The sequence below is a fragment of the Bifidobacterium sp. UTCIF-39 genome (genome assembly GCF_006408715.1).
Classification (GTDB): domain Bacteria; phylum Actinomycetota; class Actinomycetes; order Actinomycetales; family Bifidobacteriaceae; genus Galliscardovia; species Galliscardovia tissieri.
In genome coordinates, this window is record NZ_JEOG01000002.1 from 81,709 (window position 1) to 93,307 (window position 11,599).

Consider the following 11,599-nt stretch of genomic DNA (forward strand, 5'->3'; position numbering starts at 1 on the left):
GGTTCCCCGTGATGAACAGTCACGCGGAAAATGTTCGGATCAAATGCGGATATCAGTCCCCGTATTCGACGGTCTGCCGGGAGTACACAGTATCCGGCTGCCACGACGTGCGGTCAGCGGCCTGCTGGTCTCCGGTAATGATGTTCTTCACCTCGTCGCCGGCTCCCTCCTGTCCGGGGAACCACACATACGGAATGCCCAGCTTGTCGGCGTACTTGATCTGCTTGCCGAGCTTGGCGGCCGTGGGCGCCACGTCGGTGGCGATGCCGCGAAAACGCAGGGCCTCGGCGATGCGATTGGCCTCGCCGCGCTCCTCCTCGTTCCATACCGCGACAAGCACCGCAGCGGGAGACTGACGGTTCGCGTGGGCGCCAGCCGTGTGCAGCATGTAGGAGACCAGACGGGACAGGCCGATGGACAGGCCCACGCCCGGATACTTCTTCTTGCCCTGGGTGGCAAGGTTGTCGTAACGGCCACCGGAGCAGATCGATCCGAGAGACGCGGCACCGTCGAGGAAGGTCTCGTACACGGAACCGGTGTAGTAGTCCAGACCGCGGGCGATCTTCAGATCCGCCACCACGGAGCCGGGACGGATGCGTGCGGCGTCGTCCACGATCATGGCGAGCGTGGCGAGACCTTCGGAAGCCAGCGCGTATGCGTCGGAGGACTCTTCGATGCCGTGCCGTGCGCACAGCGCGCGGAACTCACGCTCCAGCTCCTCACCGGTGGACGCGCTCAGCTCCGCCAGTTCCAGACAAGCCGCCGCCTGAGCCTCGTTCGCACCGCATTCCGAGATCAGCAGCTTGGAGACCTCTTCGGCCCCGATCTTGTCAAGCTTATCGATCTCACGCAGCACGCCTTCGATGTCCTCGAGGCCAAGACCACGATAGAAGCCTTCGGAAAGCTTGCGGTTGTTGGCGTGGACGGTCGCCTTGGGCAGACCGAACGCACGCAGCGCCTCGAGCGCGGAGACCATGACCAGCGGCAGCTCCACCTCATAGTGCGAGGGAAGCTCGCCGTTGCCCACCACGTCGATGTCGGCCTGGATGAATTCGCGGAAACGTCCCTCCTGCGGGCGCTCGCCACGCCAGACCTTCTGGATCTGCCAGCGCTTGAAGGGGAACGCCACATCGCCGGAGTGCTCGACCACATACCTGCTCAGCGGCACGGTGAGATCGAAGTGCAGGCCAAGCCGATCCTCCACCGGGGTGTCGTTGTCCTGTCCTACCTCCTGAAGACGGCTCAGCAGGTAGATCTCCTTGCTGGTCTCGCCCTTCTTCAGCAGGCTGGAGCCCTGCTCCACGGCACGGGTCTCGATGCCGAGGAATCCATTGAGTTCGAAAATCCTGCGGAGCGTGTCGATAGCCTGCTGCTCGACGACCCGTTCTTCGGGGAGCCACTCCGGGAAACCTGATAATGATGCGCCTTTTGCCACGAGTCCATATAATAGGTCTAGTTGTGGAAAAATCGTGACATTCGGTTCTTCCCAATCTCTCTCACGCAAGAACACAAGGAGCTGGTCATGTCGGACGAGACTGCAACCACACCCGAGAACGTATCCGCCAACGCCCCGAAGGCTTCCGAGCCTTCGACGGCAGCACCGAAGCCGGCGGCCCCCAAACCGCACGCCCCCTCCCCCGCGGCCTTCGCGAAGAAGACGCCGAAGGTGGCTCCGGTCAAGAGCTCGTACTCCGACGAGGAGCTCGCCAAGGCCGAAGCGTTCGGGCGTGTCGCCGACGATGGCACCGTGTATGTGAAGGACGGGGACGGCGAACGCGAGGTCGGACAGTTCGCCGAGGGCGACAAGAACAAGGAATCCGCATTGCGTCTGTATGCGACCCGCTACCTTGATCTCAAGGCGAAGCTGGACTTCCTGGGAACCCGTCTCAAGTCTCAGAGCATCAAGCCCCACGACATTGACGACTCCATCAAGCTGCTGGAGCAGGAGATCTCCAACCCGCCGGTGGTGGGCGATCTCGCGGCGCTGAACACGCAGTTCGAGGCGCTGAAGGCCGCCGGTACCAAGAAGAAGGAAGAACTGTCCGCTGCCCGCAAGGCCGCCGTGGCCAAGGCAATCGAGGAACGTACCGCCATCGTGGAAAAGGCCGAGGCATTGGCGGCATCCCTTGGCGACAGCACGAACTGGCGTTCCACTGCGGACAAGTTCCGTGCCCTCTTCGACGAGTGGCAGGCCCATCAGCGCACCAGCGTGCGCATCGACAAGGCCCAGGCCGACGTGCTGTGGAAGCGCTTCTCCTCCGCCCGTACCGTCTTCAACCAGTCCCGTCGCAAGTGGGCGCAGAACCGCGACGCCGAACGCGCCCATGCCAAGAGCGTCAAGGAATCCATCATCGAGGAAGCCGACAGCATCAAGGACTCCACCGACTGGGGAGAGACCTCGCGCAAGTTCAACGAGCTGATGGACCGTTGGAAGAAGGCCGGTCGTGCCGGACGCAACGATGACGATGCGCTGTGGAACCGTTTCCGTGAGGCCGCCGACACCTTCTTCAACGCCCGTCAGGCCGATCGTGACCAGATCGACTCCAGTGAGAAGGAGAACCTCGCCGCCAAGGAGGCTCTGCTGGTTCGCGCCGAGGCCCTGCTGCCCGTGAAGGATGTCAAGGCCGCCAAGGAGGCCCGTCAAGCCCTGGGCAAGATTCAGGACGAGTGGGATCAGATCGGCTACGTGCCGCGTGGCGACGTGCACCGCATCGAAAGCCGTCTTGACGCCGTCGAGAAGCAGATCAAGGCCGTCGAGGACGCCGAATGGACGCAGACCGATCCGGAGACCGATGCCCGTAAGTCCAGCTTCGAGGAGCAGCTGACCGCTCAGCTCGCCGAGCTGGCCAAGAAGATCGAAACCGAGACCGATCCGAAGAAGAAGGCCGCGCTTGAGGCCGAGAAGGCCACCAAGGAGCAGTGGCTCAACGCCGTGAAGTAGTTGTTCACGATTCCGGATAAGCACCCGGATACACCGACAGGAAGGTTCCTTCACTCCCGTCCCGCCTTTTGGCCCTTTCGGGAGTGAAGGGACCTTCCTGCGTTTTGCGACAATAAGTAGTGGACAGTGGACAGGGTCCAAGTACAAAGGAGCCGGTCGGATGGTCATTCCCCATCCGACCGGCTTCCGTGAACCCAGATGAATTACGATTTCTGGTCACATGTCACATATGCCGCAGCCGTGGCTCAGCGCTGTCCTTGGCTCCGGTGATGCGATAGCAGTCGAATACGCCATCGATCCTGCGCACCGCGGACAGCAGTGTGTTGAGATGCTGGGGGTCGGCCATTTCGAACACGAACTGGCTGGTAGCCACGCGGTCGTCGCCCGTCGAGATCGTGCCGGAGATGATGTTCACCCCATGATCGGACAGCATGCGGGTCACATCGCTGAGCAGATGAGGGCGGTCAAGCGCCTCGACCTGGATCTTCACCAGGAACGTCCCGTTCGTGCTGTTCCATGACACTTCGACGATGCGATCACCCTGATGCTTCTTCAGGTCGATGAGATTCTGACAGTCGGCCCGATGCACGGAGACTCCCTGGGCCTTGGTGATGAAGCCGACGATGGCGTCCCCGGGAACCGGCATACAGCATTTGGCCAGCTTGACCCACACGTCGCTGACCCCCTTGACGGAGATGCCCGGCGTGTTGTCGACGTTGCGCACGCGCTGCAACGGCAGCGCCTCCTGCTCCACCTCGTCGTCCACTTCAGCGGGGCCGACGTCCTTGACCAGTCGGGAGATGACGTTCTGCGTGGAGACCTGTCCCTCGCCGATCGCCGCGAATACCGCATTCGGATCAGGATAGTTGAGTTCCTCCGCCACGCCGATAAGCGCTTCAGGCGTCAACAGCGCGGAGATCGGCATGTTGCGCTTGCGCATGGCGCGGGTCAGTTCGTCGCGCCCTTCCTCGATGGCCTCGCTGCGACGCTCCTTGCTGAACCATTGACGGATTTTGTTGCGGGCCTTGGGGCTTTTGACGAAGCTCAGCCAGTCACGAGACGGTCCGGCGGTGTCGGATTTGGAGGTGAGGATCTCCACCGTATCCCCGTTGTCGAGTTTGGTATCCAGCGGGACCAGACGCCCATTGACACGGGCGCCCATGGTGCGATGACCGACTTCGGTGTGCACGGCATAGGCGAAATCCACGGGTGTGGCATTCGCAGGAAGGGAGACGATCTTGCCCTTCGGCGTGAACACGTAGACCTCGGCGGAACCGAGATCCTGTTTGAGGGATCCAAGGAACTCGTCGGAGTCCGGCGTCTCGCTGGTCCAGTCGGCGAGCTGCTGGATCCACTTGAGGTTGTCGGCCTCAGAAAGCTCCTTGTAGTCGTCCTGGCTTTCGCGCTTGCGATCCGATTTGTCCGGGGAGGACAGGGCACGGCCGGCCTGACCGTTCTCCTTGTACTTCCAATGGGCGGCGATGCCGAATTCCGCACGACGATGCATATCCCACGTGCGGATCTGGATCTCCACAGGCTTGCCGCCCGGGCCCACCACGGTGGTGTGCAGGCTCTGATACATATTGAGCTTCGGCATGGCGATGTAATCCTTGAACCGTCCGGGAACGGGGTTCCATCGTGCATGCACGGCACCGAGGGCCGCATAGCAGTCTCGGATCGAATCGACGATGATGCGCACGCCCACCAGATCGTAGATGTTCTCGAAATCATGTCCTCGAACGATCATCTTCTGGTAGATGCTGAAGTAGTCCTTGGGCCGACCGGTCACGTACGCCTTGACGTTCTGCTTCTTCAGATCGGCGTTGACCTCTTCGAGAATCTGCTTGAGATAGACCTCACGCTGTCCGGCGCGACGCGCCACCAGCACGACGATCTCGTTGTAGATCTTCGGATGAAGAACCTTGAAGCTCAGTTCCTCAAGCTCGGTCTTGATGGCGTTCATACCCAAACGGTTCGCCAACGGCGCATACACGTCGAGCGTCTCCCGGGCCTTGCGTTGAGCGCTGGGTGTCTTGACGTAGCGCCAGGTACGGGCGTTGTGCACACGATCGGCCAGTTTGACGACAAGGACACGGACATCGCGACTCATCGCCACCACCATCTTGCGGATGGTCTCCGCCTGCGCGGAATCGCCATAATCCATTTTGCTCAGTTTGGTGACGCCGTCGACGAGACCGGCCACGGTATCGCCGAACTCCTTGCGACACTGATCGAGCGTATAGTCGGTGTCCTCCACGGTGTCGTGCAGCAGTCCCGCGGCCACGACCAGCGGCCCCATGCCCAGATCGGCGAGGATCTGTGCCACCGCCAGCGGATGGATGATATATGGCTCGCCCGACTTGCGCCGCTGTGGGGCGTGCTGGATCACCGCTCGGTCATACGCCCGCTGCAGGATCGACAGATCATCGTCGGGATGGTGCAATTCGCACATCTGCCGAATGGGCAGCAAAGGGTTGAGAGGGTCTGCGCTGATCTCACAACCCAACGCGTGTGCGGAGATATCCTTGGGCTTGTCATCGCCTTGTTCGGCCATAAATGCTCTCCTCTCCTACGCGTCTCTTACGCGGCTGTAGTGTTGCCCATTGTAATGAGTTTCCCCGCGAACCGTTGCATTCGCCTCCGGTTCGCGAAGATACACCGTTCCATCTCAGGAACGCACGCCGGTGGAGCCGAATCCGCGTTCCGCACGATCGGATCCAGGCAGTCGCTCGGCTTCGATGAATCTGGCCTCGACGTATCGCTGGATGACCAATTGCGCGATCCTATCCCCCGGTTCGAAGACCACGGTGTGTTCGGGGTCGAGGTTGATCAGCGGCACTTTGATCTCTCCGCGATATCCGGCGTCAATCGTTCCCGGGGCGTTCAGCACGGTCACACCCTGCTTGACCGCCAGTCCGGAACGGGGATGAACCAGCCCCACATACCCCGCAGGAAGCGCCATGGCCACACCGGTAGGCACCAAAGCCCGCGCGAAGGGTCTGAGCTCCACTCGCTCGGTGGTCCGCAGGTCGGCACCTGCATCCCCGCCATGGGCGTAATGCAGGTCGACGGGCTCGCCAGTCAGCGACCTGACAAGCACCTCCACGTTTTCCGGACCGTTGTATGTCTCGTCGTATGCCATATCAGCCGGCGCACTCCTCGCACACGGGGTCGCCGTCGTCGGTGGTGTAGGCCAGCTGGCTACGATGCTTGACGAGGAAGCATTCGGAGCAGACGAATTCGTCGCCCTGCATCGGGATGACGGTCACCGAGGAATCCTCGTTGCTCAGATCGGCACCGGGCAGCTCATAGTCTTCGGCAATGGCGTTCTCATCATCGTCGATGTCGCCGGCCTGATTCTGCCGTGAACTCTTGCCCAGGGCCTCGATGGACTCCTCGTCCTCGTCCTTGCTTCTGGGGGTATCGTAATCCTGCGCCATGATGGGGCTCCTTTCCTGTTCGAAAGACATGGTGTCATGTTCTGCGCCATAGGATACACGATTTCAAATACCCGCAAAATTCCGACACGTGGGGCACAATAGAAGTATTGGTGATCTTTGTAGGAAGTCGGGTACCTGTATGTCGGATGAAACGCTCAAGGTGGCGCATTTCGAACGTGTCGATACAAATGGCGATCTGGTCTTCTCGATGGATGGTCATTCCTTCCTCGTACGTATCGATGACCGCCTTGAACAAGGCATTCTCACCAGCAAGCAGATCCGGGTGGAACGTGGAGACGCCCCGGATCCACAGTCCAGTGCCACGATCCCCATTTCCATGATCCAATCGATGATTCGAGCCGGGCACAGCCCCAGTGAAGTGGCAAAGAACTACTCCATCAGCGAAGTGCTGGTACGGCGTTTCTCCCAGCCCGTGGAGACGGAGAAGAAGTACGCCATCAACCAGTTCTTCTCCGCGCCGGCCTCCGGAACCTCGCGTAGCAGGAGCATGGTCGACGTGGTCGAGGCCTCACTGAGGGCGGCGCACATTCCCATGGATACGGTCCGCTGGTCGGCCACTCGTCATGCGCGCGAACCGTGGCGGATTCACGCGTCGTTCGAAACTGCGGGCCGCCTGATCAAAGCGGAATGGGCATGGGATATGCGCGACAATTCCGTCACGCCGATGAATTCCACGGCAGGCATGCTGATGAAGGCCAAACGCTTTGAACCAAACGGAGGGGAACCACCGGAATCCCCTTTCCGTTCCGACCATGAACAGCGGTCCAAAAATTCCGATAACGGCGTCCATATTTCGGACACTCATGGCGTTTCCTCCGGCGCTTCGAAAGAAACGACCGCCATCGCGGCACGGATTCCGGATTCGTCAGAGTATCGCAAGGATTCACCGAAGCAATCCGGCGACGGCGCATCCACGACCACGGACGCGTGGCTGTACGGAAAGGGAGACGGAACCACAGTCAAGGAAACCGCTCCGGACGCCCCGCAGCCGTCAACGTCCGGATCGGCGGAACCCGATCATGATGGGGTTCCGTCACTGGTGCCGGGCGCGCATGGCGATGCGACCGATGTTGGCGAGCCGTCGGCGAAACCACGGCGAAAAGGCCGTCGGTCGGCCGTTCCCAGCTGGGACGAGATACTGTTCGGAGAATAACCGGATCGACGCCGTCAGGCCATGTCGATCAGCAGCGGGATGTCCATTTCGGCGGATGTCTGCGATCCATGCACGGATGGCAGACGGGTCGCCTTATCGGTCTGAATGCGGGAATCCACAATGGTCGTCCGTCCGGCGGCGCTCACCAGCACATCTCCGATCATCGGCACGACACGAGGATCGACCGGACCGTAGACCCCATCGGCCACCGCCTCATCACGGGTTCGAACCAGCGCCCTGTCCCCCAGTCGCTCCCGCCATCGATCGACCACCTCATCGGCGGAGCACTCCGGCTCAAGATACAGCATGAGCGCCCGCGGCTCCCCTCCCACGGCTTGGACGCCCTGTGCCAGCATCGGCTCCTGGGCGATATCGATGCGCAGATCGGGATCCGTGGAGATCATGCCGTGATCGGCGACCACCACAATCAAGGTCCCCTTGGGCACGCTGCGCTTCAACAGTCCAAGTTGGGCATCGATACGTTCAAACGCACCGACCCACCGATCGGAATCCCAACCGTAGTTGTGTCCGGTCTTATCCGCATCACGAATGTACAGGTAGGTGAGACCTGGCGTGCGGGCGGCCTTGGCCGCGGCGAGCACACGGTCCCTGGGCAGCACGTTGGAGACGTAGTCGGCACCACGGAAGGCGGCCTGCGTGAGTGGCGACGCCGCGAATTTCGGCAGCCCGGAGGATGTGACCCGGACGCCTTCGGCGCTGAGCCGTTCGAAGATCGTCGGCTGACGCTGCAACTCCAGAGGCTCCGGAGCACCCTTGAATTGAATGAGCTGGCATATCTCGTTGGTCTGAACATTCAGCTGGGTGTATCCGGTCATCGCGGTCAATCCCGGGCAGGTGCCGGTCCCGAATGTACTCATGGCGGCGACGGTGGTACTGGGATAGCAGGTGGAGATCGGCGTCGAGCAGGACGAATCATCGAGCAGCGAACGCAGATACGGCGCATGGCCGCGGCGCATGGCCAGATTCCAAAATCCGAGTCCATCGACCAGAACGACGACGACGCTGGCCGCCTCGGGCAGTCCGAGCTGCTCGCGGGCGAATTCGGGATCGCTGTGGACCGGCGTCGGAAGGGGGTGCCCCATGGCGGCGCTGATCGCCGGCAGCACCGCACTCAGGTGACGTGCGCCTCCACGGCCCTGTTCGTTCCTGTCGTCGTATCGTACGGTCGGCTGCAGTCTCAGCAACTCGTTAGGGTCGGGCACTTCCACACTCATGCCTTCCATTGAACCACTGCTTCCCGTCAAGTCGTCGTAATATGGATGGTTGATTTACGTTCGCAAAGGAGTTCAAGCGTTGGCCACGAAGCATAAGACCAAGCCCTCGTTCGATCCTCGCACGGTGCAGGAGAACATCGTCGACACGCCGCTCAACGAGGAGATGAGCCATTCGTTCCTTGAATACGCGTATTCGGTGATCTACGCTCGCGCGCTGCCGGACGCCCGTGACGGACTCAAACCCGTGCAGCGGCGCATCATCTATCAGATGGGTGAGATGAATCTGACTCCCGACCGCTCGTATATGAAGTCGGCCCGTGTGGTGGGCGAGGTGATGGGCAAGCTCCATCCGCACGGCGATTCCGCTATCTATGAGGCCATGGTCCGCCTGGCACAGCCGTTTGCCATGCGCCTTCCGCTGGTCGACGGTCACGGCAATTTCGGTTCGCTTGATGACGGTCCGGCGGCATCCCGTTACACCGAGGCGCGTCTGGCACCGGCGGCATTGGGCATGAACGCCAACATCGACGAGGACACCGTGGCGTTTCGCGCGAACTACGATAACAAGCTGCAGGAGCCTGAGGTGCTTCCGGCCGCGATTCCGAACCTGCTGGTCAATGGATCGTCGGGAATCGCAGTGGGCATGGCCACGAACATGGTCACCCATAACCTTGGCGAGGTGGTGGCCGCGGCAAAGTATCTGATGACCCATCCCGAGGCAACCGTGGATGACCTGATGCGGTATGTCCCCGGCCCCGATCTGCCCGGCGGCGGCATCATCATCGGCCGCGACGGCATCCGTGATGCCTACGAGAACGGCCGTGGTTCGTTCGTCACACGTTCGGTGACGCATGTCGAGAACATCACGGCGCGCAAGAAGGGCATTGTGGTGACCGAGCTGCCGTTCATGGTAGGGCCCGAGAAGGTGCTCGAGCGCATTTCCGAAGGGGTGAAGAACAAGAAGCTCGAGGGAATCACCGGTGCGATCGATCTGACCGACCGTCATAACGGCACACGTCTGGTGATCGAGGTGAAGACCGGATTCAATCCCGAGGCCGTGCTCGCCCAGCTGTTCAGGCACACGCCGCTGCAGGATTCGTTCACGATCAACAACGTGGCCCTGGTGGACGGCCGCCCCCGTACCATGGGGCTTCGCGAGCTGTTGCAGGTGTGGATCGATCATCGTCGGACCGTGGTGCGTCGGCGTAGCGCCTATCGTCGTCGCAAGGCCCAGGAACGCCTGCATCTGGTCGAAGGCCTGCTGCTGGCTCTGATCGACATCGACGAGGTGATCCAAGTGATCCGCGGATCCGAGGACGCCGATACGGCCAAGACCCGTCTGATGGCGGTGTTCGATCTCGATGACATCCAGGCGCAGTACATTCTTGACCTGCGGCTCCGTCGCCTGACCCGAATGAGCCGTATCGAACTGGAGGCCGAGCGTGACGATCTTCGCCGCCGCATCGAGGAGCTTGACGAGATTCTCGGCTCCGACGATCGACTGGATCGTGTGGTGACCGATGAGATGGATCAGGCGGTGGCCCAGTGGGGCACTCCCCGTCGAACGGTGCTCCTCGATTCCGCGCCGAGCGGCGAGCTCTCCCCCGTGCATAGCGAGGCATCGAACCTCTCCGGTGCTGATGCCGTTGCGGCCAAGGCCATCAGCAATGCGACGGGCATGGCCAAGGCCGCGTCCGTCCAGGCAGACGCCTCCACTCCATTGACGATCAGTGACGAGCCATGCACCGTGCTGCTCTCCGCATCCGGACTGATCGCCCGCAACGGGGAAAGCGCGATCGACGCCCTGAACGCGCGCAACACCGACACGCCACGCTGCGCGAATGATGAGATCATCTCGGCGTTCCGCACCACCACGACATCCGATTACGGTCTGGTGACATCCGCCGGACGTTTTGTGCTGGCCCATGTGGCGGATCTGCCTGCTCTCCCGGCCATCGCCGAGCCGAACGTCTCCGGGGGCGTGCCCGCGGACGAACTGCTGACGATGACGGAGAACACCAAGCCCGTCGACGGCGAGCATGTCATCGCCGCCGTGGCCCTGGACGATGAGCGACCACTGGCCATCGGCACGCGCGGCGGCGTGATCAAACGATGGAACCGCGAATCCCCGACCACCATGGACTCCTGGAGTGTGATCGATCTCAAGGACGGTGACGTGGCGCTCGCCGCCGCCCCGGCCGCCGACGAGGATCGACTGGTGTTCGTGTCCACGGATTCCTCGTTGCTGACGTTTGACGCCGGCAATGTCCGCGCTCAGGGACGCAACTCGTCCGGTATGGCAGGCATCCGTCTCGCCGAAGGATGCCGGGTGGCCGAGTTCGCGGTCGTGTCCGCCGGCAGACTGGCTTGGACCGAGTCGGAGGACGCGAATGGTGATCCCGTGCATTCGGGGGCCGTGGTGCTTACCGTCGCCGGTGATTCCGATGCGCTCGAGGGCACGGAAAACGGCAGTGCCAAGGTCACGCCGCTGGAGCTGTATCCGACCAAGGGCCGTGGTACCGGCGGCGTGCGCTCCCAGCGGTTCCTCAAGGGCCAGAACACATTGATCCTGGCCAAGGTGGGGTTGTGGCCGCTGCTCGCATCCAGTGGCTCGGGCTCGCCCGTCACGTTGCCTGCGCCGGATATGCGCCGCGATGGATCCGGTGTGGATCTGGACTCCCCCATCGCATTCGTGGCCTGACGGGCATGGTCCCGTGGGATGGTGTCCGGCATCCGTCCCGCATCATTCAACCCGCCCGTGTACGTGTTCATGATCGTGTGCACGGGCGGACTCATTTGCAGGATCTAT

Annotated in this window: 8 protein-coding genes; 3 read left to right on the top strand and 5 right to left on the bottom strand. The window is 61.8% G+C overall.

From position 1 onward, the window contains the following. Positions 1-52: 52 nt before the first annotated feature. Positions 53-1,435: a histidine--tRNA ligase gene (hisS, locus tag EP30_RS01345; RefSeq protein WP_140555476.1), complete on the bottom strand. Its 1,383-nt coding sequence runs from the start codon at positions 1,433-1,435 to the stop codon at positions 53-55. An 87-nt stretch (positions 1,436-1,522) separates the two neighbouring features. Here hisS and EP30_RS01350 point away from each other — a divergent pair, with 87 nt between their 5' ends. Beyond that, the gene (locus EP30_RS01350; RefSeq protein WP_094665119.1) at positions 1,523-2,941 is read left to right on the top strand and encodes a DUF349 domain-containing protein; all 1,419 of its coding nucleotides are present in this window, start codon (positions 1,523-1,525) and stop codon (positions 2,939-2,941) included. 223 nt (positions 2,942-3,164) lie between these two features. Here EP30_RS01350 and EP30_RS01355 read toward each other — a convergent pair whose 3' ends face one another. The 3 genes from EP30_RS01355 to EP30_RS01365 all read right to left on the bottom strand — a co-directional run bounded on the left by EP30_RS01355 (position 3,165) and on the right by EP30_RS01365 (position 6,381). Continuing rightward, positions 3,165-5,495 (bottom strand): bifunctional (p)ppGpp synthetase/guanosine-3',5'-bis(diphosphate) 3'-pyrophosphohydrolase, encoded by a 2,331-nt coding sequence (locus EP30_RS01355; RefSeq protein ID WP_094665117.1) that lies wholly within the window; start codon positions 5,493-5,495, stop codon positions 3,165-3,167. 114 nt (positions 5,496-5,609) lie between these two features. Next, complete coding sequence (dut, locus tag EP30_RS01360; RefSeq protein ID WP_094665115.1) at positions 5,610-6,083, bottom strand: dUTP diphosphatase; 474 nt, start codon at positions 6,081-6,083, stop codon at positions 5,610-5,612. 1 nt (position 6,084) lies between these two features. Further along, on the bottom strand, positions 6,085-6,381 hold the full coding sequence (locus EP30_RS01365; protein ID WP_093961389.1) for a DUF4193 domain-containing protein: 297 nt from the start codon (positions 6,379-6,381) through the stop codon (positions 6,085-6,087). 139 nt (positions 6,382-6,520) lie between these two features. On the opposite strand from EP30_RS01365, the gene sepH reads away from it, so the two are divergent. Beyond that, positions 6,521-7,555, top strand: a complete 1,035-nt coding sequence (gene sepH, locus EP30_RS01370; protein ID WP_140555479.1) for a septation protein SepH — start codon at positions 6,521-6,523, stop codon at positions 7,553-7,555. A 14-nt stretch (positions 7,556-7,569) separates the two neighbouring features. Here sepH and EP30_RS01375 read toward each other — a convergent pair whose 3' ends face one another. Then, a complete protein-coding gene (locus EP30_RS01375; RefSeq protein ID WP_140555481.1) occupies positions 7,570-8,790 on the bottom strand; it encodes an alkaline phosphatase family protein in 1,221 nt (406 codons plus the stop codon). Between the two features lie 79 nt (positions 8,791-8,869). On the opposite strand from EP30_RS01375, the gene EP30_RS01380 reads away from it, so the two are divergent. Next, positions 8,870-11,491, top strand: a complete 2,622-nt coding sequence (locus EP30_RS01380) for a DNA topoisomerase (ATP-hydrolyzing) subunit A (protein ID WP_258185296.1) — start codon at positions 8,870-8,872, stop codon at positions 11,489-11,491. The last annotated feature ends 108 nt before the right edge of the window (positions 11,492-11,599 follow it).

Coding starts and splice junctions, on each gene's coding strand:
- EP30_RS01350 (WP_094665119.1), top strand. CDS start 1,523: ATGTCGGACGAGACTGCAACCACACCCGAGAACGTATCCGCCAACGCC.
- EP30_RS01355 (WP_094665117.1), bottom strand. CDS start 5,495: ATGGCCGAACAAGGCGATGACAAGCCCAAGGATATCTCCGCACACGCG.
- dut (WP_094665115.1), bottom strand. CDS start 6,083: ATGGCATACGACGAGACATACAACGGTCCGGAAAACGTGGAGGTGCTT.
- EP30_RS01365 (WP_093961389.1), bottom strand. CDS start 6,381: ATGGCGCAGGATTACGATACCCCCAGAAGCAAGGACGAGGACGAGGAG.
- sepH (WP_140555479.1), top strand. CDS start 6,521: ATGTCGGATGAAACGCTCAAGGTGGCGCATTTCGAACGTGTCGATACA.
- EP30_RS01375 (WP_140555481.1), bottom strand. CDS start 8,790: ATGAGTGTGGAAGTGCCCGACCCTAACGAGTTGCTGAGACTGCAGCCG.